The sequence below is a fragment of the Edaphobacter flagellatus genome, assembly GCF_025264665.1.
GTDB classification, from domain to species: Bacteria; Acidobacteriota; Terriglobia; order Terriglobales; family Acidobacteriaceae; genus Edaphobacter; species Edaphobacter flagellatus.
The window spans coordinates 360195-383014 of record NZ_CP073697.1 but is presented as its reverse complement, the minus strand read 5'-3'; the positions used below and the strand labels follow the sequence as shown (position 1 = coordinate 383014).

General features: G+C 59.9%; 17 protein-coding genes. 4 read left to right on the top strand and 13 right to left on the bottom strand.

Annotation, left to right across the window (positions count from 1 at the left end):
* Nucleotides 1-158: 158 nt before the first annotated feature.
* Nucleotides 159-1463 (bottom strand): aldose 1-epimerase, encoded by a 1305-nt coding sequence (locus tag KFE13_RS01600; protein WP_260705377.1) that lies wholly within the window; start codon nt 1461-1463, stop codon nt 159-161.
* Between the two features lie 105 nt (nt 1464-1568).
* Between KFE13_RS01600 and KFE13_RS01595 the strand changes: the two genes are divergently transcribed.
* Together KFE13_RS01595 and KFE13_RS01590 are read left to right on the top strand one after the other, a co-directional pair.
* Nucleotides 1569-2285, top strand: a complete 717-nt coding sequence (locus KFE13_RS01595; RefSeq protein ID WP_260705376.1) for a uracil-DNA glycosylase — start codon at nt 1569-1571, stop codon at nt 2283-2285.
* Between the two features lie 306 nt (nt 2286-2591).
* The gene (locus tag KFE13_RS01590) at nt 2592-2933 is read left to right on the top strand and encodes a YtxH domain-containing protein (protein ID WP_260705375.1); all 342 of its coding nucleotides are present in this window, start codon (nt 2592-2594) and stop codon (nt 2931-2933) included.
* Between the two features lie 42 nt (nt 2934-2975).
* Here the strand turns inward: KFE13_RS01590 and KFE13_RS01585 are convergent, their stop codons facing one another.
* The 8 genes from KFE13_RS01585 to KFE13_RS01550 form a co-directional block, all read right to left on the bottom strand.
* Nucleotides 2976-3410 carry a cupin domain-containing protein gene (locus KFE13_RS01585; protein ID WP_260705374.1) on the bottom strand — a complete coding sequence of 145 codons (435 nt, stop codon included), beginning with the start codon at nt 3408-3410 and terminating at the stop codon, nt 2976-2978.
* Nucleotides 3411-3499: 89 nt separating this feature from the next.
* Nucleotides 3500-5968: an ATP-dependent Clp protease ATP-binding subunit gene (locus KFE13_RS01580; protein ID WP_260705373.1), complete on the bottom strand. Its 2469-nt coding sequence runs from the start codon at nt 5966-5968 to the stop codon at nt 3500-3502.
* A gap of 254 nt (nt 5969-6222) precedes the next feature.
* The gene (locus tag KFE13_RS01575) at nt 6223-6984 is read right to left on the bottom strand and encodes an ABC transporter ATP-binding protein (RefSeq protein WP_260705372.1); all 762 of its coding nucleotides are present in this window, start codon (nt 6982-6984) and stop codon (nt 6223-6225) included.
* A complete protein-coding gene (locus KFE13_RS01570) occupies nt 6977-8239 on the bottom strand; it encodes an FtsX-like permease family protein (RefSeq protein WP_260705371.1) in 1263 nt (420 codons plus the stop codon). The genes KFE13_RS01575 and KFE13_RS01570 overlap by 8 nt, the downstream gene beginning before the upstream one ends.
* 350 nt (nt 8240-8589) lie before the next feature.
* Nucleotides 8590-9273: a trimeric intracellular cation channel family protein gene (locus tag KFE13_RS01565; protein ID WP_260705370.1), complete on the bottom strand. Its 684-nt coding sequence runs from the start codon at nt 9271-9273 to the stop codon at nt 8590-8592.
* Entirely contained in the window at nt 9270-11522 is a 2253-nt protein-coding gene (locus KFE13_RS01560) for an SMP-30/gluconolactonase/LRE family protein (protein WP_260705369.1), read from the bottom strand. The genes KFE13_RS01565 and KFE13_RS01560 overlap by 4 nt, the downstream gene beginning before the upstream one ends.
* 86 nt (nt 11523-11608) lie before the next feature.
* On the bottom strand, nt 11609-12616 hold the full coding sequence (locus tag KFE13_RS01555; RefSeq protein WP_260705368.1) for an NAD(P)-dependent alcohol dehydrogenase: 1008 nt from the start codon (nt 12614-12616) through the stop codon (nt 11609-11611).
* A gap of 108 nt (nt 12617-12724) precedes the next feature.
* Nucleotides 12725-14581: a SpoIVB peptidase S55 domain-containing protein gene (locus tag KFE13_RS01550; protein WP_260705367.1), complete on the bottom strand. Its 1857-nt coding sequence runs from the start codon at nt 14579-14581 to the stop codon at nt 12725-12727.
* Nucleotides 14582-14723: 142 nt separating this feature from the next.
* On the opposite strand from KFE13_RS01550, the gene KFE13_RS01545 reads away from it, so the two are divergent.
* Nucleotides 14724-15911: a VWA domain-containing protein gene (locus tag KFE13_RS01545; RefSeq protein ID WP_260705366.1), complete on the top strand. Its 1188-nt coding sequence runs from the start codon at nt 14724-14726 to the stop codon at nt 15909-15911.
* 4 nt (nt 15912-15915) lie between these two features.
* Here the strand turns inward: KFE13_RS01545 and KFE13_RS01540 are convergent, their stop codons facing one another.
* From KFE13_RS01540 to lpxB, 3 genes are all read right to left on the bottom strand, one after another.
* The gene (locus KFE13_RS01540) at nt 15916-17493 is read right to left on the bottom strand and encodes an FAD-dependent oxidoreductase (RefSeq protein ID WP_260705365.1); all 1578 of its coding nucleotides are present in this window, start codon (nt 17491-17493) and stop codon (nt 15916-15918) included.
* A gap of 71 nt (nt 17494-17564) precedes the next feature.
* Nucleotides 17565-19553 (bottom strand): M1 family aminopeptidase, encoded by a 1989-nt coding sequence (locus KFE13_RS01535; RefSeq protein WP_260705364.1) that lies wholly within the window; start codon nt 19551-19553, stop codon nt 17565-17567.
* A 99-nt stretch (nt 19554-19652) separates the two neighbouring features.
* Nucleotides 19653-20888: a lipid-A-disaccharide synthase gene (gene lpxB / locus KFE13_RS01530; RefSeq protein WP_260705363.1), complete on the bottom strand. Its 1236-nt coding sequence runs from the start codon at nt 20886-20888 to the stop codon at nt 19653-19655.
* Between the two features lie 39 nt (nt 20889-20927).
* Here lpxB and KFE13_RS01525 point away from each other — a divergent pair, with 39 nt between their 5' ends.
* Entirely contained in the window at nt 20928-21599 is a 672-nt protein-coding gene (locus KFE13_RS01525) for a YdeI/OmpD-associated family protein (protein WP_260705362.1), read from the top strand.
* A 3-nt stretch (nt 21600-21602) separates the two neighbouring features.
* Here KFE13_RS01525 and KFE13_RS01520 read toward each other — a convergent pair whose 3' ends face one another.
* Nucleotides 21603-22745 (bottom strand): alginate lyase family protein, encoded by a 1143-nt coding sequence (locus KFE13_RS01520; RefSeq protein WP_260705361.1) that lies wholly within the window; start codon nt 22743-22745, stop codon nt 21603-21605.
* Between the last annotated feature and the right edge of the window lie 75 nt (nt 22746-22820).

Here is a 22820-nt window from a genome sequence, read left to right as displayed (position 1 = left end):
CAATAGGTCGCGTCAAATTACGCCGCAGCCGCTGGACTGACCAGCGCTGCGCGATACGCGCCTCTTTAATACTTTACGGGGGTTGGTTGCAGGGGGTCAAACCTGAGGATTGGGATGGCTGGCCATCCTTTGAGATTCGATTTTCCCGGCAAAACCTGTTATTGGAGAGAGTTCGAGGTGAGGGCGAATATCTCGAGGCGGACTCTCCATTGGGTACTCTGGCCAGGCTGCAGAACGATCATGCCGGTGTCCTCTTCGCGGCTCCACTGGCGTCCGAAAGGGTCATCGTAGTTGAACTGCGGCGAAATCATGACGTATTTGCCGTCCGCCGGTGCCGAGACATGCAATGCTTTGATTGAAGGACTCAGTAGAGTCATACGCAGTCCAAAGTTGTTTGTCGGATCGCGTAGCTCGGCGACGGGACCATTATCCAGCGGGGCTTGTCGCAGATGGACGAAAGTATCATCGATCTCGGCGTTTCCCAGGACGCTCCCCATACGATCGCTAAAGTCGTACCGCGTACCGGTGACGGGCAGCAGTTTTCCGGTTGGTGTATTGGCGTGAGATCTCTCAATTCGTGCTTGACTGGGCAGCCGAAGTACCATGCTGCCGCGATTGCCGATGACGCGAAACAGGGGATGCCACCCAAGTCCAACTGGCGCAGCCGTATCTCCTACATTAAGGGCGGTAAGTTTGATGTCGAGTACCCGGCCGCTGAGCTGTGCTGTTGATGTAATCCTGAGCTTCGATGGCCAATGTTCATCGAAGCTGCCAGATTCGTAGGTAGCTTCAGCGTCGCCTCCATCGGGCATCACATTGGTTTTCACTGAATTGGAAGCTGCCTTGAGCAGCAAACCTCCGGTTGCTACTGCGATACCGTTGCTCCTGTCTGAGGGCAGATGAATGGCCGTACCGTTCCAGGAGGTGTTGATGCTGTTATTTCCGGAAGGTGCACCAAAGATTCTGCCTGCCCATGGAGCTTCGAAGGCTGCGCCCAACGAAAGGCTCGCCGCTCCGTTCGCGTCGGAGTTCTTTCCATTCATCAATCTGCCTGCTTCTTCCAAGGGAGGAGACGACAGTAACTCCACCTCACCTTTGCTGGGCAGGTAGGCTTTGATCTGAAAGATGTTCATGCCGCGACCGGGCAGCAAAGTTGCAGAAAGAAATTCCGGGACGGAGCCTCCTTCGATGGTCGAACGCTCAAGAACAATAGGATCCTGGCCACCAGGAAGTGGAGGAGGAGGTGCAACAGCTGCTGCAGGCCCCTTCAATTCACGCTTCAGGCGTCCAAACTGCCCTTTCATATGTTCGCGCCAGGCAAATGCAAATCCCAGCAGCAAAATAGCGATGATCGTGAGGGTCAGCATGCCGGAGCGCAGCACGGCGGCCTGCCATAGAGAATAGGCCCACTCTGTCAGACGCCGGTTGGGCGACGGGGTACGGCTCAGTCTAGGATCGTCCAAATACCACCTGCTTAAAACCTCTCGGGGAGAAAGCTTAACCACAGTCTACTCATGAAGACATTCCTGTCAGTCTTCTGACAGTGGTTGCCACTATCATAGGATGCAGTGAAACGCATTGCCGCAAAACCCCTCCCACCAATTTTGTTGAAGGTTCATGAATCCATCACGACCTGTGAGCGGTGCCCGCGCCTTCGTCTCTACTGCAAGGGCATCGGTGAGACGAAACGCCGCGCTTATCGTGATCAGACCTATTGGGCTCGTCCTGTGGCGGGCTTTGGTGATCCTAACGCTCGGGTGCTGATCCTGGGACTCGCACCGGGAGCGCATGGGGCAAATCGCACTGGGCGTCCCTTTACAGGGGACGGCGCGGGGTACTTCATGTATCCCGTTCTACATGACACTGGATTTGCCAGTCAGGCTGAAAGCTTCTCCAAAGATGATGGCTTGCGACTGCGGGATGCATGGATTGCCTCAGTGGTTCGCTGTGCTCCGCCAGGCGATAAACCAACACCGCAAGAGATTCGTGAATGCTCTGCACATCTGGCCGCAGAGATCGAGCAGTTGCAGCGAGTCCGCGTGGTCGTTTGTCTGGGAAAGATCGCGTTTGATGCCTATCTTGCTCATCTGGTCGCGCACGGTGTAATTGAGCGCAGATCCGATTACCGCTTTGCGCATGGAGCGCACTATCGTCTGCCCAATGGAGTCTATCTGCTTGCCAGCTATCATCCATCGCTGCGCAATACGAATACGGGTCGACTCGACCGTGCGATGTTCACTCGGATCTTTGTGCGCGCCAGAGAGCTTGCCGGCCTGAAGAATTGACGCTTACCAGCGATTCTTTTCGGTGAATACGTTGATGGCCGCAAATGCTGGCGCGATCGTCATGGCGATGAATGCAGTGATAATCAGAAAGGTCTTCATTCCTGTCCCTCACAGGAAAATCTAGTTGTTTTTCAGTTCAATTTGCGGGCGATGCGCAATCGGGAACGTCCCTCGTCATTAGCTGGATTGGTACAGGTGTGGTAGCCACATTCTGAATCAGCCCAAGCCAACCCATGCCGATCTTGTCGAATCCTAGACTGAGTGTGCGGTTACAATCACGTCATCACACACAGCGAGGATGACTGCATGAGCGCAAAAAATTACTGGCTGGCATTTGGTATTGGAGTGACTGCTGGAGCGGCAATCGCTCTTCTCTATGCTCCACAGAGTGGTGCGCGTACCCGCAAGAAGCTTATGAAGGGAATGGAAGGCGCGGTGGATGACGCCAGTGATTACCTTAAGGATGCTGGCGACTACCTGAAGGAGCAGGCGGAGCGTCTGAGCGAAGAAGCGCAGGATGCAATCAAGCGCGCCCGCAAGCAGGCTTCACACTTCGTCGACAAAGCTGGCGATCAGGCGAGCGACGTCGTGGACAGCGTCTCCGATGCAGTGGGCAGCGCAGTAAAGTCCGCCAGATCGCTGGTCTAAGACGAAACGAACATATCCAGATGCAGCGCAACTCCCAGCGGCCTACTCCGGAGGACCCACGGTCACTACGAAGTAGGTCGCTGGCGTGTCTCCGGCGTTCTGCACGTAGTGTTTGTCTCCGGCTACGCAGATGCCGACATCGCCGGCCACCATCTTTCGTGTAACGCCGTTTGTCGTCAAAGCGACAGTGCCTGACTGGACCAGCCATATCTCGCTGTGCAGGTGAGTTTCGACCGGCTCGTGCGGCGCACCGACTTCCTGCGTCGTCTCGTGAATCTCAAGCTGAATGTTTCCGGCTTTCAGCATCCCCTTCGTATAGGCGCGCGAGGCGCGTTTGGGGACAGCGCCAGGCTTCGGCGGTCCAGGCGAAAAGATGCCAGATTGCACGATGGGCAAGGACGTATCCGCAGCGTTCGCTTTGCCTGAAAGGGCTGCGATCAAGGTTGGAAGGACTGCGGCAAACTCACGACGATCCATAGAGAACATCTCCACATTCGGTTTGAGTGACGCTTAAACAATACGCCCCGGCGATGAAGCCGGGGCGTAGCTGAGATGGTGCAATCGTTTTATACGGCCGACAAAGCAAAGCCGCCAACTTTCTCTTCGCCATCGTTTGCGATCGGACGATAGAAGAGTTGGTTGTTCTCCATGTAGACCTCGAGAAACGCGGGCCGCTGCTGAATGCCGCCAGCGATCAGCGCCTCCGATAGCGGATCCTCGACGTATTTCTGCAACGCTCTGCGCAGCGGACGAGCGCCGTAGGTGCGGTCCGAAGCGGTCTTCTCGATGATCCACTTCTTCGCCTCGTCGGTCACCGAGATCGTGATCGACTTGTGGACCAGGTTCACGTTCAGCTGCTGCACCAGTAACTCGAGGATCTGCATCAGGTCCTGATCGTTCAGCGAGGTGAAGATGATGATTTCGTCCAGACGGTTGAGGAACTCAGGATTGAAGGTGCGCTTGACCTCGCCTCTCACTAGCTCTTCCATCTTGTCGAGCACCAGCTCTTCCTTCTCGCTCTGGAAGCCCAGACCCTGCCGTTTCTGCAGATGCTTGGCTCCGATGTTCGAAGTCATGATGATGATCGTGTTCTTGTAATCGACCGTGTTGCCGAGACCATCGGTCAGCTGTCCGTCTTCGAAGACCTGCAGCAGCAGATTGAAGACATCCGGATGCGCCTTCTCAATCTCATCGAGCAGTACGACGCAGTACGGATTGCGTTTCACGCGCTCCGTCAGCTGTCCGCCCTCTTCGTAGCCGACGTATCCCGGAGGCGAACCGATCAGCTTGCTCACGGAATGCTTCTCCATGAACTCCGACATATCGAACCGGATCAGCGACTTCTCCGAGCCGAAGAGGAACTGGGCGAGCGTACGCGCCATCTCCGTCTTGCCGACGCCCGTCGGTCCGAGGAACAAGAAGCTGCCGATGGGGCGCGCTGGATTTTTGAGGCCCGCACGCGAGCGGCGAATCGCACGAGCCAGTGCCGAGATCGCCTTCTCCTGCGAGATCACGCGCTTGTGCAGCTCTTCCTCCACACGCAGCAGACGCTGTGTCTCTTCTTCCTTCAAAGAAGTAATCGGAACGCCTGTCCAGCGACTTACGACGTCTTCGATATCCTCGCGGGTCACGATACCGGCAGAGGAGTCGTCGAGGTGATACTTGTCGCGTAGCGCGCGCAGATTCTCGCGCTCCTTACGCTCTTCGTCCGAGTAGAACCGTGCTTTCTCGAACTCGTGATTGGCGATCGCGTTCTCCATGCGGTGCACGATGAACTTGATGCGCTTCTGCACCTCGGTCAACTCTTCGGGCAAGGAGGTCTGACGCAGCTTCACGCGCGCGCCCGCCTCGTCGATCAGGTCAATAGCCTTGTCCGGAAGGAAGCGATCGGGGATGTAACGGCTGGAGTGCGACACCGAGAACTGAATCGCGTCGTCGGTGTAGCTGACAGCATGAAACTTCTCGTACTTGTCCTTGATCCCCATCATGATCTTGACCGCATCCTCTTCGCTAGGGGGCGGAACCTTCACGGCCTGGAAGCGACGCTCAAGCGAGCGGTCCTTCTCGATCGACTTGCGATATTCCGCCGGAGTCGTTGCGCCGATGCACTGAATCTCGCCGCGGCTTAATGCGGGTTTGAGGATATTGGCTGCATCAAGGGAGCCTTCGGCAGAACCTGCACCGACGAGCGTGTGCAGTTCGTCGATGAAGACGATGGAGTTCTGGTTCTCCATCAACTCCTTCATGATGGTCTTCAGGCGTTCTTCAAACTGGCCGCGATACTTGGTGCCTGCAACGATCAACGACAGATCGAGAGCAAGAACGCGCTTGTCGGCAAGGAAACTGGGAACCTCGCCGTCAGCGATCTTCTGCGCAAGACCTTCAACGATGGCCGTCTTGCCGACACCTGGCTCGCCGATCAGCACGGGATTATTCTTCGTGCGGCGGCAGAGAATCTGGATAACGCGATCAACCTCGGTATCACGGCCAACGAGCGGATCAAGCTGCTGGTCGAGAGCCGATTGCGTCAGATCGCGCGAGAACTCGGCAAGCATGCTCTGCTCACCACGCTGCGACTTGTTGGACTGCGCTGCAGGCGCCTTCTCTTGCGAGGTACGCTGTAGCTCCTCGCGGATAGCCGGCAGGCGCAGGCCGCGCTCGGTCAGGATCTCTGCGGCAAAGCATTTTTCTTCGCGCAGCAGGCCCAGCAGAAGATGTTCGGTGCCGATGTGCTTGTGCGATAACCGCTCAGCCTCTTCAGCCGCGTAGGCTAGTACGCGTTTGCACTCGTTCGAGAGCGGAAGATCGACCGAGGTCGACACCTTCTCGCGAATCGTTGTATGCCCTTCAATCTGCTTGCGAATGGACTCGACCGAGGCGTGCGACCGCAGGAAGCGGTTGGTCAACGCCTTGTCTTCCCTGAGCAGCCCAAGCAGAAGATGTTCCGTTTCAATATATGGTGACCCGAACTGACTTGCCTCGTAGCGGGCAAAGAAGATCACCCGCCGCGCTTTCTCCGTGTAGCGTTCGAACATGTTCTCCCTTTCGAACCGGCCACCACCACAGACCAAGGAGCCCAGGTGGCGCCATTACCTATATCATTCCCTGCGCGTCAGTTACCCGCCCGGAGAACACATCAGGTGCTACCGCTTCTTCTGCGGCGCATCCCATCCACTGATACTAGTGTAGTCGCCGCGTCAACTCGTGCTGTATCCCGCAAAAGTTACTGCTTACACTACATCATTAGTCATTCGACGCAACATGTGAAAAATCGGTTCGAAACCCTGTTTTAGAAGCTGAGCGTCTCTTCCAGCCGGCCGCCGCGAAGCCGCAGCGTCCGGGTGCATCTGGCTGCAAAATCAAGATTATGCGTGACCAGGATGCTGGTGAGATCGTGTGCCTGATGCAATCCCTGAATCAACTCGAATACTGCCTGGCCGGTTTTCTGGTCGAGGTCGCCGGTTGGTTCGTCGGCCAGCAGCAGCTTTGGTTCGGTGACCAGGGCACGGGCGAGTGAGACGCGCTGTTGCTCGCCGCCACTTAGCTCGCCGGAGCGGTGGAATCCTCGGGCTCCCAGTCCAACCTCAATCAGCCAGTAGCTTGCCCGATCGAGCGCGGCATCGCGAGCCATACCGCGAGCCAGCAGAGGCATAGCCACATTTTCGAGTGCAGTGAACTCGGGCAGCAGATAGTGAAATTGCCAGACGTAGCCGACTTCGCGGTTGCGGAACTCGGAGGCTTGCCTTGAGGTGAAACGGCTTAGGCGCGCATCGCCGCAGTAAACCTCGCCTGAGGTGGGTTTATCGAGGGCGGCGAGCAGGTGCAGCAGCGTGCTTTTGCCTGCGCCACTTTCGCCGACGATGGCGAGCATTTCTCCTGCATAGACGGTGAGGTTGAGGTTGCGGAAAAGCTCGAGGCCGCCCGCGCCTTCGGAGACTTCGGCGTAAATCTTGGTGAGGCCTTCGGCGCGAAGGACTACGCGCTGGTGGGTTCCGGAGGGCAGTGGCTCGAGTGAGCTGGAGTCATCAAGCGGGAGGCGCGGATCACTCATAGCGGAGGGCCTCCGCAGGAAGGACTTTGGCTGCGCTGCCGCTTGGATAGATGGTGGCGATGAGGCTGACGCCGAGTGAGACGGTTGCCACGATGATGCCGTCGCGTATCTTTGGCGCGAAGGGGAGATAGTCGATGGAATAGACCGAGGCGTCAAGCGGAAAGCGGTAATGTCCGCCGATCCAGCTGAGTGCGTAGCCGAGGATGAGGCCGAGGAAGGTGCCGATGACAGAGATCAGCAGACCCTGCAGGAGGAAGATGCGTCGCACCTGCATTTCGGTGACGCCGAAGCTCATCAGCACGGCGATGTCGCGTGTCTTTTCCATCACCATCATTGTGAGCGCGATCAGGATATTGAGTGCGGCGACGCAGACGATGAGCGCGAGCACGATGAAGGTGACAATCTGCTCAAGCCGCAGCGCGCGGAAGAGCTCACGGTTTTGCTGCATCCAGCTGGTTGCCTGGAAGCCTTTGCCAGCCTGATCTTCGATGGTGCGGGCAATTTTGTCGGCATTGTAGAGATCGTCGACTTTGAAGCTGATAACGGAGATCCAATCGGGCTCGGACATCAGGCGCTGTGCATCGCGGAGACGCATGAAGGCATAGCTGGAATCGTACTGATAGAAGCCGGATTTGAAGATTCCGGCGACCATGCATCGCTGAATCTTCGGCATCCATCCGAGCGGGCTCAGCTCGCCCAGCGGGCTGGTGACGACGACCGTGTCGCCGACCTTTGCGCCGAGATTTTCTGCGAGATCTTTGCCGATCACGATTGGAGGCAGCGGTTGTGCCCCGGCGGGGCTGGTTGGCTGGCTGGCCGATGCGCTGACCGGTTCGAGGGCATCGGCCGATCCTTCGTAGATTTTCTGCAGCAGGTCGCCGATGGTTCTTTCTTCGGCGGGAATGATGCCTTTGACGAGACCGCCTCCGCTCCGCGCGCCGCGCGAGATGAGGACCTGTCCGTAGAGCCCGGGGGCGGCGGCGGTGACGTGGGGCACTTTGCGCAGGCGATCGAGCAGCGGATGCCAATCGCGGATGCCGTCGGCGGCGACGCGCATGAGGTCGATGTGAGCAGTCGAGCCGAGGAGCCGCTCCTGCATATCGCGGCGCATGCCGTTGGTGATCGCCAGCGCGATAATCAACGAGGCCACACCGGCCGCGACACCGATGATCGAGATGGCCGTGATGATGCCGACGACGGCCTGGCGACGCTTGGCCTTGAGGTAGCGCGCCGCAATGAAGAGTTCAAATCGCATCGAATCTCAAGCTTACTATCCGGCTGAAGGGGGTAGCCCCGGGTACTGATTTGTGCAAAGTATTCGAAATACAGAAGTTATTTTGACGGTTACGGAAGTTTGTCTTCGTATGCATCTCGCTTCGCATCCACTTAATACCAGTTTAGCTGGTTTGGTGAAACTAATCGGCAGATGGATGTTGCTGAGGGGAGATGGGTTATGGGGCATGAGGGCTTGACAGGTTTTTTCCCTCTCTGGCGGGGCGTCGATTCGCCTTTGGCTTCACTCCTTCGGCAGATGGTGGTCACCTGGCGTCGGTTAGGTAGAGTTCAAAAACTAAAGCCCCAGGGCCTGCCTGGAAGCGGCTCGCACTATTGGATCATGACGCGGGGGAGATTCCAGTGATTCAAGACGGCGACCATACGCAGAGTAAAGCAGACTCCGGCGCCGGAGGTCATGACGAGCCAGCGAGGGATGTTTCTGAAGCGGAGACCGATGACGACGACGAGAGCTCCGGCGAGGGCGGCGGCGGCGTAGACGTCGGACTGGAGGACGCCGGGGACGCGGTTGAGCAGGATGTCGCGGATGGTGCCTCCGCCGACTCCGGTGACGGCTCCCATCAGGACGGAGAGCAGGGGGTTGATACCGTACTCGACGGCCTTGGCGGAGCCTGCGATGGCGCAGAGGGCGAGTCCCACGGCGTCGAGCGTGATGATGAGATCGGGAGGGACGCGCTGGATGAATTGGTAGAAGTAGAAGACGACGACTCCGCCAGCTAGGGCGGTTGTTGGGTAGCGCCAGTCGCGGACGCTGTTGGGCGGGATGGCCCCAATAAGCAGGTCGCGGATCATGCCTCCGCCGAGCGCGGTAACGAATGAGATGACAAGCAGGCCTAGGACGTCGAGGTTGGAGCGGATGGCGGCGAGCCCGCCTTCGACGGCAAAGACGAAGACTCCCATGAGGTCGACGACGAGGAGCAGGAAGTCGGGATCGTAGAGATTGAAGCGACCGACACCGCGTCGTGTCTGCTGGTCGACTCCGGCGGCTCCAGTCACCGGGCTACCGCCGTGGTAACGACTGCTTTCACGGCCGCCATATTGTCGTAGCGGTCGTAGATGCGGACGGCGATGATGTGCTCGTGCGCGTCGGCCACGGGAGTTGTGGCGGCGGGGATTTCGCCGGTGAAGTCGTAGTGTTCGGAGAGCGAGTCGGAGACTTTGCCGACGGGCTCGAGGTACTGCCATGGGCCAGCGTCGACGGAGTATTCGGCATGCGCGATGGGCGAAGTCGCATCGCGGGCATCGAGTGTGGCGTGGATCTTCTGCGGCGTGCCTGCGACTGCCGGAACCAGCGTCGCCGTGAGTGTGCCGGGGACCGGCGGTGTGGTGTCGACTACGAAGACGGAACTTTCGCGCTCGCCGGTAAGCGCGTCGGAGGCGGTGTGCGAGGGCGAGTCGCTGGCGATGATCCTGAGGTTGTAGCTGCCGTCGGGTAGCAGGGCTGCGTCGAAGCTGAGGAAGCGTTCGCCGATCTTGTCTTTGAGCAGCCGCCAGTTTTTTTCATCGACGCCGCGATACCAGACGGAGAAGAGCAGGTCGTCGCCGTTGTCGTCGTGGGCGAGCCAGCGGACCGTCATGGCGGTCTTGTCCTTTTGCGCGGTGAGCGGCGCGGTGCTGGCATCCTGCTGGAAGCTGACGATGGGCGAGCCGGCGGGCTGCGGGAAGGCAACCTGCACGGTGGTGTTGGGAGGAATGCCTCCGCCGGCGGGCATGCGCGCGCCGGGCTGGATGGCGATCTCATCGACGACGGGAGCTACGTTGCGGGTGAGGTAGTTGAGTCCGACGGCGTCGATGCTGGCGGCGGGAGCGGATGGCCGCAGGATGGCCTTCCATTGCGCGAAGCGTCCTGCTGGAACGGAGACGGAGCCGTCGGCGCCGACGCGTGCCCAGTCGCTCCAGCCCATGAGCGGGCTTTCGACGTTGCCGCTGCGTATCCACAGTTCATAGCCTGCGCCGTCGGCGCGGGTTTCGACGCGTCCCCACTGGGAGAAGCTTTGCGTGTCGAAGACTTCGCTGGTGTAGGTGGATTCTTTTGCGGGCGCGTCGCCGAGGAGGAAAAGTTTGGCGCTGTTGCTGGTGGCGACGTAGAGGCCGTCTTTGGCGGGGGCGAAGGCCATGCCCTGCGCGGCGTCGAGGTGTGTGGCGTCGGTGAAACGGCCTGGCGTGGCGGTATCGATTTTGTAGATGCGTCCGCGGTTGCCGGTTGCGGCGTAGAGTGCTCCTTTACGGAGGGCGAGGGAGTAGACGACGTCGTCTTTGAGCTGGGTGAGGCGGAGCGGCGTGCCGTCTTTGGCGATGCGGTAGATGTCGCTGCCTTCGGGGACGAGGGTGTTGGCTCCTGCGGCGCTGGAGGAGGCAGGCTGCACGAAGGTGATGGAGACGCCGACGTTGCCGGTGATGGGAAGCGGTGGCAGGGGAGTCGCGCCTTTGCTGCCGACTCCCGCGACGTAGAGGCTGCCGTCGGTGTCGAGCGCGAGGGAGGTGATCTCGCGGCGCGGAGCAGCGTAGATGGCGAAGGGTTTGGCCTGCGGTGCTTTTGTATCGATGCGGTAGACGACACCTGCGCCGTCGGAGCCTGCGTAGAGGGTTCCGTCGGGAGCGAGGAGGAGGCAGCGGATGTGCTGGTCGGCGGTCTTGAAGAGAAGCTCAGGCTTGGTGCTGCCTGCAGGGATGCGGTAGACGGCGGCAGGTGCTCCGGCTGCGACGAAGATGTCGCCGGAGGGACTGGCGGCGACGTCCCAGAGGTACTTGGGTTTCTCGGCTGTGGCTGCGGGGTCGAAGAGTGTGGATGCTGTGCCGCCGTTGCTAGGGATGCGGTAGACCTTGCCGTCGGGCGAGGTGGCGGCGATGACGGGGCCCTCCGCGGTGACGGCGAGCGCCTGGATGGCGAGCTCGTGGGCTTCAAAGAGCTTCGTCGATTTGCCGTCGCGTGCGACGCGCATGACGAGGGCTGAACCCGCGGTACTGCCGCCGAGGCCGAGGTAGGCGTTTCCGGCAGAGTCGGAGGCGAGCGACCAGGCATAGCTCCTGGTGGTGTCGTAGACCGGTGTGGTTGCGGGGCCAGCTTCGAGGCGTCCATCGTTGCGGATGGCGACGCCGTCCGTGGTGCCGCGCTCCATGGAGTCGTAGCGGTCGACGGTCCAGAGCCTGGTTCCCTGCGCGGCGGCGGGAAGGGAGAGGGTGGCGGAGAGTCCGGCCAGTGCAGCGAAGCCCACGAAACGCTGGAGCAGTCTTCTTTCGGTCATCGTCCTCTGAGTCTAATGCAGGGGAAAGTGCAAAGGCGGAGAGATGAACTCTCCGCCTCTTTCAGACACGGTGTGTATGGGAAACGTTAGTTGGCGAGCACGGCGCGGTAGCGCACCTGGTTCTTCTTGACCCTGGCGACGGCGTCGTTGGCTTTGGACATGGCGAAGCGCTCGGTGATGGCCTTGACCTTGTGGCGCGCGGCGACGTTGAGCATCTCGTGGAGATCGCGTGGGCTGCCGGTAGGACTGCCGGAGACGGCGCGCTGTCCGGAGATGAGTGGGAAGGCCTGCAGCTGGATGCCGGAGGGCGGTACACCGACGATGCAGAGTGTTCCCTTGGGACGCAGGGCGTTAATGTAACTGGCCCAGTCCTGATCGGCGCTGACGGTGGAGAGAAGGAAGTCGAACCCACCGGCGACTTTCTTGAGCGCGCCGGTATCGCGGGTGTTGACGAAGTGATGTGCGCCGAGCTGGCGAGCTTCGTCTTCTTTGTCCTTTGTGGTGGAGAAGGCGGTGACCTCGGCTCCGAAGGCGCGGGCGAACTGGATGCCCATGTGTCCCAGGCCGCCAATGCCGATGACCCCGACGCGCGATGAGGGGCGAACGCCGTGGTTGCGGAGCGGGCTGTAGACAGTGATGCCTCCGCAGAGCAGCGGCGAGGCGTTTTCGCTATCGAGCGCGTCAGGCACGGGAATGGCGAAGCGCGAGTTGACGCGGACTTTTTCGGCAAAGCCGCCGTTGCGTCCGACACAGGTGGGCTGGGACTGGGCGCAGAGATGCTCGTCGCCCTGGAGGCACCACTCGCAGATGCCGCAACTGTCGGCCTGCCAGCCGACGCCAACGCGCTGACCGACGGTGCGGTCGCGGACATCCGAACCCATGGCGATGACGGTGCCGATGATCTCGTGGCCGGGAATGAAGGGATACTTGCTGACGCCCCAGTCGTTGTCGATGAGATGGACGTCGCTGTGACAGACGCCGCAGTGGGAGATCTTGATCTCAACCTCGTTGGGCTTCAGCTCGCCAGCATCGTACTTGTAGGGCAGCAGTTGCGCACCGGCCGCGTGCACAGCCAATCCATGGATGTCATTCATTGAAAGGTGGTCCTTTTCTTGCGCTGGCATCGTGCCGACGACTATGAATCGATGCTACAACATCGGCACCAGGTAAAAGTCAGCCAGTTCCTGGAGATAGCTAAGGCCTTAGCGGACAGTGAGATTGAGGACCTGCGAGCCGCTGATGGCATAGCCCGTGGAGGCGGAGGCGGCCTCGACCATGCTTTCGCCGCTGAGCTGCATCTTCTGCGCGTCCTTGAGTGGAGCGAGGACATTGGCCATGGAGAGCGGCAGGCCGGGAAGTGCCTGGCCGTCGAGTACGGCCTGTGCGGTCTTGTCGAGCAGCGTGACGTAGATGCGATCGTTGGCGTGCATGCGGTTGATCTGCGCGACGGTGTCGGCCAGTCCGACGGCGCGCTGCTGTCCTTGTCCTGTGGCGATGCGATCGACGGCGGCTCCATCGCTGATGAGCACGCGGATCTGGCCTGGCGAGAGATCGGGCGGCAGGGGAACTTTCAGGCGCACGACCCTGGCTTCGGACTGGTAGGGAGCGATGGTGGCTTCAACTTCGATGGTGTCGCCGGGGCGTGCCTCGATGGTGCTGAGACGCGCGGACTCGATGACGGCGGTGCGACGCTCGGGGATGCCTTCCATACGCAGCTTGAGGCCGGTGACAACGGGCTGCTCGAGTGCGTTGCCGTAGACGCGGCTGAAGCGGTCGTTGACGAAGAGCGCAGCGTTGATGGCAGCGGGATTGAGATCGTTTTGCGCGACCATGCCGGCCAGATGAATGGTGGGCTGCCCGGCGACGCTGAGCTCTCCGGTGAGCTGATAGCTCATCTCGGCGGCTGCGGTGTTGGTGCCCTGGAGGCTCTGATAGACAGAGACGAGCATCGCGGATGGGGTGAGCTGGCGGTTGTCGAGCACCTCGAAGCGGAAGGTCTTCGTCTTTGCTGCCGCTCCGGCGGAAGAGGTGGCTGGGGGTTGCGTTACTTCGACGGTGACGGGAATCATGCGCGCCCTGGCGCCGAAGCGTCCCATGATGGCGGAGGCGCGGTCTTCGGTGAAGGCGCCGACGGTCTCTGTCGTGTTGACGATCTTGAAGGCGTTAAGCGGCGAGGGCAATGTTGCTACCACGTTCGCCTTGGTCATCGGCATATCGACAGGGCCGTATTGTGTGATGGGGTGACCGCAGGCAAGCAGATGTGTCGGGTCGACGTAGGTGACGGTGCATGTGCCTGCGACGGAGAGATCGCCGCGCACGAGGATGGCGCTGACGGCTGAACCGGGGACGAGCGGCTCGGGCTGTGAGGCTTTTGAATCGGCACTGCCCAGCCCTGCGACGGGTGTGAGGCCCATAGCGCGGAAGCGGTCGCCGAAGCGATCGATGACGTCCTGGCCGAAGCCGCTGAAGACCAGAGGTGTTTCCATTGCCTGCATCTCGACGCCTGACTTGGTAACGGTGGAAGCCTGTTCGGTGGTTTGCGGTCTTGAGCTTTTTGCCGCAGCGGGGCGAATCTCGCCGTCGCGTACTTCGAGCATCTGCTCAATCGGCGTGATGCCTGCGATGGGTTCTTTGCTGAACTGGCCGATGCGGTAGCTGAGGGCGCCGACGAGACGTCCGTCGATGTAGACGGGGCTGCCGCTCATGCCGGCGACGACGCCGGTGAACTCAGGCTTGGCGCCGTGCAGGCGAGCGAGGATCATGTCCTGCCCGGGGCCGAGGGAGTCCTTGAGTACGCCGAGGATTTCGACCTGCATGGGTTCGGGATTGACGCCTTCGAAGACGGTGTACGCGACGCCCTGCTGGCCGCGGCGAATCTCAGAGAGGGGGAAGACGCGCATGCCGCTGGTTCCCATGGCTGCTGCGGCTGTCGGCGGCAGAGCGGATGCAGCGGGAGAAGATACAGAGGTGGTTTGTGCCAGCAAAGCGGAAGCAGCGCAGGCCACGGCCAAGGCAAGGGCAAGGCAGGGGGCGAGCAACCGCGTCTTTCTATCGTCCATCACGTCTACAAGACTAGAGCGTCCCTGTCTGCAATACCAGCAGGGAATCGGTCTGTCTGGTTAGACGCGGCAGATGAGACTTCAGGCACCTGTTTCCATACACTCTTTGCCCGCGTCCAATAGGGACGGAGTAAAGTTGCAGATGATGACTTTTTCGATGCGATTCCGCCGTACGGCCCCTGTCGTCCTTCTCCTGTTCGGGTTTGCTGCAGCCCTTCCGTATGTTGCGTTTGCGCAGAGTACACAGGCTCCGGCGCAACAGCAGAAGCCGGCGGACGATTCCGCGGGGCCAGATACGGATTCCGGGCCAATCGTGCTTAAAAAGAAAAAGGAGGGTGAGGATGCCAATACGCCTCCGCCCGCGCCGGCTGCACCTGCTGAGCCTAAGATAAAAAATCCTAATAACGAGACATACTCCATTCGTGTGGATGTGCCGATCGTCAATCTGGACGTCAACGTGATTCTCGACAAGACGCACCAGTTTGTTCCCGGGCTGAAGGCGGGAAACTTCCAGGTGCTGGAAGACGGCGTGCCGCAGACGATCACCAGTGTGCGCATGGCGCAGACACCAATTACGGCGGTGATGCTGCTGGAGTTTGCCGCGAACAGTTATTACTTCATCCGCGACATGCAAAATGCGTCGTACAGCTTTTTCAATACGCTGAAGCCGGATGATTACATCGCGGTCATTACGTATGACCTGAAGACGCACATCCTGACGGACTTCACGAACAACAAGCAGGTGGTCGGCGATGCGATTTCGTCGCTGATGATTCCGGGGTTTTCGGATACGAACCTTTTTGACGCGCTTTACGAGACGCTGGACAGGCTGAGCCGTATCGAAGGCCGCAAGTACATCGTGCTCATCGGTACGGGACGCGATACGTTTTCGCGCATTACGCTGGACAAGATACTCGCCAAGGTGAAGGCGACGCCGAATGTGACGATCTTTACGATCGGCACGGGTGCTCTGGTACGCGAGCTGGCCGATTCGCGCGGCATGATGGGCCCGGTGACACGGCTGGACTACCTGCAGGCGGAGAACCAGATGAAGACCTTCGCGCAGATGACGGGCGGACTAAGCTTCAACCCAATGTTTCAAGGTGCGCTGCCAGATATCTTTTCGCAGATCAACGACTCGATCCGCAACGAGTATGTGCTGACCTATAGGCCGACGAACAATAAGAACGACGGCACGTACCGGCGCATTCAGGTGAAGCTGGTCGACAATGAAGGCCACCCGTTGCAGATGCAGGACGAGAAGCACAAGCCTCTGAAGTATTCCGTGATTGCACGCGATGGATATCGCGCCAAGCAGGAAGTCGAGTAGCTGCTCAGGCGCGAATCGACATCGCGTGATGGAAGATGTTGTTGGGGTCGTACTTCTTCTTGACGCTTTGCAGGAATGGATGAAGACCTGCTGTGCCGTAGTAGAGCTGCGGCCAGTAGTCGTGCTGCACCATGTCTGCGTCGGGATAGTTGATGTAGCAGCCTTCGTACTCATTGCTCCAGAAGGGCGTGCCGTTGTATCTCGCTCCGGCGGTTGACTTGCCGTAGAGCTCGGTGAAGAAGTCGCGAATCCACTGGGCGTGTCCTTCGTCCTGCGAGGGCTCGGCCCAGCTGGCGATGAACTGGCACTTCAGAACAGAGTTGCGCTGCGCGACAGAGGTCTCTTCAAGGAGCTGCTTCTTGTTGACGGCTCCGCCGAAGGAGTCTGACAGCACGGTGCAACCTGCGAGATCGACTCCGGGGATGGTGCGATTGAGGTGCTTGTAGAAGACGGCAGCCTCTTCGCGTGTGAAGCCGCGGCGCATGTAGCTGGATTTGTACTTGTGGCGGCGGCTTGGCGGCGGAGCATTCGCCGGGCGTCTGTTTCCACCACCACCATATCCTCCTCCAGCGGGAGCGTTGGCTTCGATCCAGCTGCTCTTGTTGAGCGTGTGCTTTGCGAGGCAAACGGGGCTGGAGGGAGCGGGAGATTCAGGATGATGCTCGGCCATGACCGGGTGCCGCGAGATCTCGGCAACGGGCTTGCACTCATCGAAGACGGCGAGGTATTCCTCAACGACGCGCGTGTCGTTGACGGTGCCGTCGGGGTTGACGAAGGTGACGCTCATTGACAGATGGCCGGAGCTGCGGTGCGAGAGGTTGAAGATGGAGAACAGTCCCCAGGTATCGGGGTCCTGTCCGCGCGTCTCCCAGTAGTTGCCGAAGAGGTAGAGCAGGCGGGCAAAACGCTCCTCGGTCATGCCGTCCCAGTCGAAACTGATGTTTCCGCGCAGTGTTTCGGTGGGGGCTTTGGGAAGCGTGTCGAAGTAGAAGTTGGTGACGATGCCGAAGCTGCCTCCTCCCGCGCCGCGGCAGGCACGCAGCAGGTCGGAGTTGTTGTGCTTGTCGGCATGAATTACGTGGGCCTTTCCTGCGTTATCGATGGTGACGACATCGACGGCGCTGACCCAGTCCGGTGTGACTCCATGCAGACGGGAGAGAAGACCGTAGCCTCCTCCGGTGATGTGGCCGCCTGCGCCGACAGGGCCGCAGGTTCCTCCGGGGATGGTGACGAGCGCGCGCTTGTAGAGGTCGGCATAGGCGCGACCGAGCGTGGCTCCGGCGCCAAGACGGTACTTCGGGCCGTTGGCCGGCGGCTCGGTGCCGGAGATCATGCTGACGTCGATGATCGCGCCGCCAGGATTGTTATCGACGAAGTCTTCGTAGCAGTGTCCGCCAGAACGCACGGTGGGACGCAGGCCCTGATGCACGAAGCGCTCGAGGGCTTCGGCGACGTCATCGCTGTTGTCGCATAGTGCAATACGGCTGGCGCGGTCGTGAACGGTGGCAGGGAAGCGTCCGTTTTGTCCGTGAACCATGTTCTCGAAACGGATGTCGTCGCTTGAAACGATCTCAATAGCCATAGGAGTTTGCCTTTGGGGGCAAAGTATCAGAAATGGAATTGGTTACGAATCAGACATTCGACCTAGTCTGACTAGTTGTCGGTCTGTTCGCGTTTGTACGGCTTCTGCATCAGCGCACGAGCCTCATTGATGGCTCCCTGCGTGTTGTCGTTGGTCTGTACGGCGAGACGGTATTCATTGACAGCACGGTCACGCTGGCCGGTGAGATCGAAGATACGGCCCAGCTCGATATGGCTCCAGACCTCGACCCATTTGGGATCGCCGTCGCCACGCAGGGCATCGCGGAAGGAGTTTGCTGCGGACTGATAGTTGCGCTGCATGAAGAAGACTTCACCGATGCGATAGGAGGCCAGCGAACTGTTTTTGTTGGCGTCGAGCGCTTTCTGATATTCGATCAGCCCGGCTGTGAGGTCGCCTTGTGCGACCTGCTGTTGTCCTCGTAGTACGGCGACGCGTACGGCGAGGTCGGGTGTGCTCTTGAGCACCCAGTTCTGCGGATCAATGGAGATGCGGCGCGGGCGTCCGAAGGTTTCAACGGTGAAGTTGCTATCGGTACCGGAGACATCGACGCGGCGAGTCTCTGTTTTGCCGTCGGTTTCGATGCGTAGCTCGACCGGCATGCGGAAGAGGTCGAGGTCCTGTGCAATCGATCCCACGGTGCGGAAGCCTTTGTTGTTGCCCAGACGGAAGACGGTGTACTTGTTGGTGAAGGTGGGCGCTCCGGTCCCATCGCACCACTGTGCGAAGAAGGGCCGCAGAGCAAGCTGCGACTGGGCCTCGGCGACCGTTTCGACGTTGCTGGTGCGGATGCCCTTGTCGGTGTATTGCGAGAGCAGGCCGCGGAGGAACTTAACGAAGACGTCGTCGCCCATCTCCCAGCGGAGCATGTGGAAGACCATCGCACCCTTTTCGAGCGTCATGGACTGGAATTGCGGCGAGAAGGGATCGAGGCGGCCGACCGTGGTCAGCGGCTCGGTATCGTAGGCGAGTGCGCCAGCCTGTACGTCAGTGACGGCGGTCTGGAAGGCGGTTTTGCCGCCGGAGTCCTCAACATACATCAACTCGGCATAGCGGGACATGCCGTTGGTGATCCATGCGTCGTTCAGCGTGGCAGGAGAGACCTCAGAGCCCCACCACTGATGGGCCAGCGTATTGGCCAGCAGGCGCGAGTAGGTCTTACCTGCGACGCGAGCCCCTGAGATGCCCGCGATCTCGGGTGCCCAGGTTGCGGAGACAGCATCGGCAGGAAGTTCGACGAGCGCGATGTGGCCGCTCTCCGGCTGGCCAAAGGTGGAGGACATAAATTCGAACTGCTTGGCCGCGTCCTGAGCAAAGGGAACGGCTGCAGCTTTACGCGGCTCGGTGACAAAGACGCGAATATTGTTGATGCCGGGGGCAGCGATCGGCTCAAGAAATTTGCCGGCGATGATGGTGCCGGGGAAGCCGGGCTTGGCCCAGTTGAAGGTGTATTCGGTGCGATTGCCAGGAAGGCTCCTGGGGGCGGCGACGCCGGAGCCGGAACCAACGACACGCTCGTCGCCCGGGACACGGATGTGCATCTCTGCCGTAAAGCGGTTGGTGTACAAACCAACCATTGGGAACCAGCGACCCGGATAGAGAAGAATGCTGATCGGGTCTTCCACGGAGGCCAGTTTTATGCCCTCGACAGGGCTGGTCTCCGACCCTTTCAGGGTTCCGGCGTATTCGAAGGTCCAGGTGGCGGATGTTCCCTTCGGAATAGGGTTTGCCAGGTTGAAACGGACGGTCGAGTTTGTTGTTAGTCGCTCTGCCTCAAGCGGCTTTTTGTTTGCGTCGGTCACTTTGCTGAGCTGCAGGCCGTTGTTCAGCTCAAAGACGGGAGCGCTCAGGTCCTCAAGTGCAGTAAAGGTGACGTTGGCGGTTGCTGAAAGCTTGTTCTCTGCGGGATAGAGGTCGGCCGAAATGACGTAGCCGGTCACCTGCATCTGGGGCCGGGCCGGGGCTGCCCAGGCTGCGTTGACCAGAAGAAGGAATGCCAGGACTGCAATCGTAGAACGAAGATTTCGAGCAAAAGAGCGCATGAAGGCAAAGATCCTCAACAACATGGTACTGCTTGTCTTCCTGCAGGTTATGCAGGCTGATCCGGATAGACCCATTTGGTTAGACGCAGTTAGCCGGGATTAGGCCTCTGCCCCCGTTGTTGTGCTGGCCGCAGGGGCTTCGAGCAAAGAATCCACCGCATCGACTACCTGCCCGATGGAGCTGGAGTCGGGTGGAGGGAGCAAGCGCTGCTTCACCTCGTCCAGGTCTGTGACCATCTGCTTGCGGTCCTGCGTGGCATCCAGCAGGGGCTTGAGAGCCGTGACGACACTGGCGGGGGTGAAATTGCCCTGGATCAGCTCCGGGACAATGCGGCGTCCGGCGACGAGGTTCACCATAGCGATGGGCAGATTGCCGTGTTGGTCGCGTTCGCCAGAGGGCCAGACTTCCGGCGGGTACGAGACCAGCCGCTTCGCAAGGGTGAAGGTCAGAGGCGACACGCGGTAGACGACGATAAACGGCTTGCCGATCACCGCTGCCTGTACGGTCGCGGTTCCGCTGGCCACCACGGAGGCGTCAGCGTGATGGAGAGCGTCGCGCGCATCGCTGACGATGTGGATCGGGGCTGCATTCTTCCAGGCAGTCTTGCGGGTGATGAATTCGTTTAACTGCTGCCACTCAATCGTTGAGGCCAACGGCACCAGGAATTCATATCCTGACCCGAGTTTTGCCGCTGCCTCAATCATGGTGGGGAGATTGGCTTCGATCTCTTTCCAGCGGCTGCCGGGAAGAAGCGCAATCCATTTGCGGTCCAGATCGAGAAAACCTTCTCGGGCAGCATATTCTTCGCGCGAAATGGTTGGCAGGGGCAGCTCGGCCAGCGGATGGCCGGTGAAGGTCGCGTTGACCCCGCGCGCACGGTAGAAGGTCTCCTCAAAAGGGAAGATCACCATCATGCGGTCTATGCGCTGCTGCACCCAGGCAAGGCGTTTTTTCTTCCAGGCCCACAGCTGTGGGCTGACAAAGTAGACAACCGGAATGTTGAGCGCTTTCAGCTCGCGGGCCAGGCGGAGATTGACGTCGGGGAAGTCGATCAGCACGGCGGCCTGAGGGCGGCGCTGCTGAATGGAGGCGACGAGACGGCGGTATGCGTCGTAGACGCGTGGCGCGTGGCGCAGGACTTCGGTGATGCCCATATGCGCGACGTCCTCAGCGCGGACGATGCGCTGTTGTCCGGCGGCTTCCATTTCGCGGCCGCCGAGGCCAAAGAACTCTGCCTGAGGATGACGGCGGCGCAATTCGGCCAGGATCTGCGCGCCGTAGTGGTCTCCTGAGGCCTCCCCCGCTGCGAGGAAGATCGTCGGATTGGACATCATAGCGATGGCAACAGTGTAGATTCTTCCTGAGGTAACTGCATGGCGAACAATACTAAACGGTTCCGTGCTGCGCTTGAGCCGCTAAGTGGAAACCTTGGCTGGGTCGTTGCGCGTATTCCATTTGATATCGACAAGGTGTGGAAGAAAAGAATTCGTTTGCGGGTAAAGGTCGAAGTCGGCGACAAAGTTTTTCGTACTTCGCTTTTTGCCGATTCGAATGGCCGCGGCCACTTTGTGCTTGTTAATAAGCAGATGCAGAAGGCCGCCGGGGTGGGACCAGGCGGGATGATCGACCTTGCGATGGAGCCTGATCTCGACGAGCGCGAGGCGCAGGTGCCTGCGGAGATGGCGGCGATCTTCAAAGGAGAGAAGGCGCTCGGAAAGTGGTACACGAAGTTGAACGATGGGATGAAGCGGTGGATTGGGAAGGATATTGAGGGCGTAAAAAGTGCTGCCGCGCGCGAACGCCGGGCCGAAGTGTGGGCCGAACGGCTGATGCTGACGATGGAGGGCGAGAAGGCTCTGCCACCTATTCTTGAGGTGGCATTTCGCAGGGTTCCTGCGGCTCGCAAGGGATGGGAGCAGATGACGCCGAGGCAGAGGCAGGGGAACCTGCTGGCGATCTTTTATTACAAGAGCCCGGAGGCGCAACAGAAAAGGACGGGTAAGGTCATCGAGGACTGTTTAAAGGTTGTCGAGCGAAAAGGGTGACGCTTATGGCCGCGGTCGCGTGATCCAGAGAAGCGGCTGGCGGATGGGAAAGGTACGGTCCAGCTCGGCGTTCGACGTATCGGCGGGCAGTGTCTTCCATAGTTCGGCATACTCTGGCCGGCTGTAGGCGCGGGCTGCAAATAAGAGCGCGGGACGGCGGAGCGGAAGCTGGGTGAAGAAGGCTGAGTCCGCGCGATAGGGCCAGGTCCCTCGGTTGGCGATAAAGGGAAAGAGACGAGCGATGGCGACCCGCATGCCGGGGCCGTCCTGTAGTTCGTACTCCCATACGCTTTCAAAACGAGTGGAGAGCAGCTCGCAGGCTCCGGCGAGGAGGTCAAGATTGAAGAGGCTGTTGCGATACGGATTTGGTGTTGTTAGTTCGTGTTGAAAGTTGCCGTCGAAGCCGATCTGGGCGCGGATGGTGGACGAACGAAACTGATGTCGCAGCGTTGTCAGAGGGCGGTCGTCCTTGAGGTTCAGCTTTGCGGCTGCCGCTGCCTGCAGGAGCCACGAGGAGGCGTTGTGGTCGCGCATATCGCGTGCAAGCCCGGCCGTGCGCGAGCTGTTGAGCCAGTCGAGGTAGCTTATAAACCACTTCGTGATGGCTTCGAGCGAGGCTGGCGTGAGGGCTTCGCTTGTTGTGAGGAAAGGAATCGACTGCGCGATTTCGACGAGAGGAAGTCCTTCTATGACTCCCTCTGGTTTGCCTGTCTTCGCTGAAGTGGCAACCTGCGCGAACTCAAGCGTGGGTGTCATAGCTGTAACGGGCGTGACGAACCATGCTTCAAGATGTGCGGCGGCGTGTTTGGCATATCGGTCGTCATGCGTGATGACGTAGGCGGCGGCAAGCGCAGGCACGCTGTGTCCGAGTGCGGATAGCGCATCACGGTGAGCTGTAAATGCGGACGACTGATCGCCGGGCTCGGAGTAATAGTCGTTCGGTGGTCCTGACGAGCGGTCTGCCGGGATAGTGGTGAGTGGGTTGGGCTTCTCCGTAAGAGACCGGTCGGCGGCAGCGAGGATGCGGTCGTGATCGATTGCCGCAACGTTGGGACGAACGGAAGAGGTTGCGGATTGCCCCAAGGCTGCGGGTGCGAGGAGCGCTGCGAGTGTCTGCGAGCAGAAGTCTCTGCGTGTTGAATGCATGACGAAGACCTTGCGCGGAAGAGTATCACGGTGCGGTGACAGCGATGCGCAGAGCCTGATGATTCGTATCCAGAA

Excerpts from the sequence above, each read along its gene's own strand:
- KFE13_RS01590 (WP_260705375.1), top strand. The coding sequence starts at position 2,592 with ATGAGCGCAAAAAATTACTGGCTGGCATTTGGTATTGGAGTGACTGCT.
- KFE13_RS01585 (WP_260705374.1), bottom strand. The coding sequence starts at position 3,410 with ATGGATCGTCGTGAGTTTGCCGCAGTCCTTCCAACCTTGATCGCAGCC.
- KFE13_RS01580 (WP_260705373.1), bottom strand. The coding sequence starts at position 5,968 with ATGTTCGAACGCTACACGGAGAAAGCGCGGCGGGTGATCTTCTTTGCC.
- KFE13_RS01575 (WP_260705372.1), bottom strand. The coding sequence starts at position 6,984 with ATGAGTGATCCGCGCCTCCCGCTTGATGACTCCAGCTCACTCGAGCCA.
- KFE13_RS01570 (WP_260705371.1), bottom strand. The coding sequence starts at position 8,239 with ATGCGATTTGAACTCTTCATTGCGGCGCGCTACCTCAAGGCCAAGCGT.
- KFE13_RS01560 (WP_260705369.1), bottom strand. The coding sequence starts at position 11,522 with ATGACCGAAAGAAGACTGCTCCAGCGTTTCGTGGGCTTCGCTGCACTG.
- KFE13_RS01555 (WP_260705368.1), bottom strand. The coding sequence starts at position 12,616 with ATGAATGACATCCATGGATTGGCTGTGCACGCGGCCGGTGCGCAACTG.
- KFE13_RS01550 (WP_260705367.1), bottom strand. The coding sequence starts at position 14,581 with ATGGACGATAGAAAGACGCGGTTGCTCGCCCCCTGCCTTGCCCTTGCC.
- KFE13_RS01545 (WP_260705366.1), top strand. The coding sequence starts at position 14,724 with ATGATGACTTTTTCGATGCGATTCCGCCGTACGGCCCCTGTCGTCCTT.
- KFE13_RS01540 (WP_260705365.1), bottom strand. The coding sequence starts at position 17,493 with ATGGCTATTGAGATCGTTTCAAGCGACGACATCCGTTTCGAGAACATG.
- KFE13_RS01535 (WP_260705364.1), bottom strand. The coding sequence starts at position 19,553 with ATGCGCTCTTTTGCTCGAAATCTTCGTTCTACGATTGCAGTCCTGGCA.
- lpxB (WP_260705363.1), bottom strand. The coding sequence starts at position 20,888 with ATGATGTCCAATCCGACGATCTTCCTCGCAGCGGGGGAGGCCTCAGGA.
- KFE13_RS01525 (WP_260705362.1), top strand. The coding sequence starts at position 20,928 with ATGGCGAACAATACTAAACGGTTCCGTGCTGCGCTTGAGCCGCTAAGT.
- KFE13_RS01520 (WP_260705361.1), bottom strand. The coding sequence starts at position 22,745 with ATGCATTCAACACGCAGAGACTTCTGCTCGCAGACACTCGCAGCGCTC.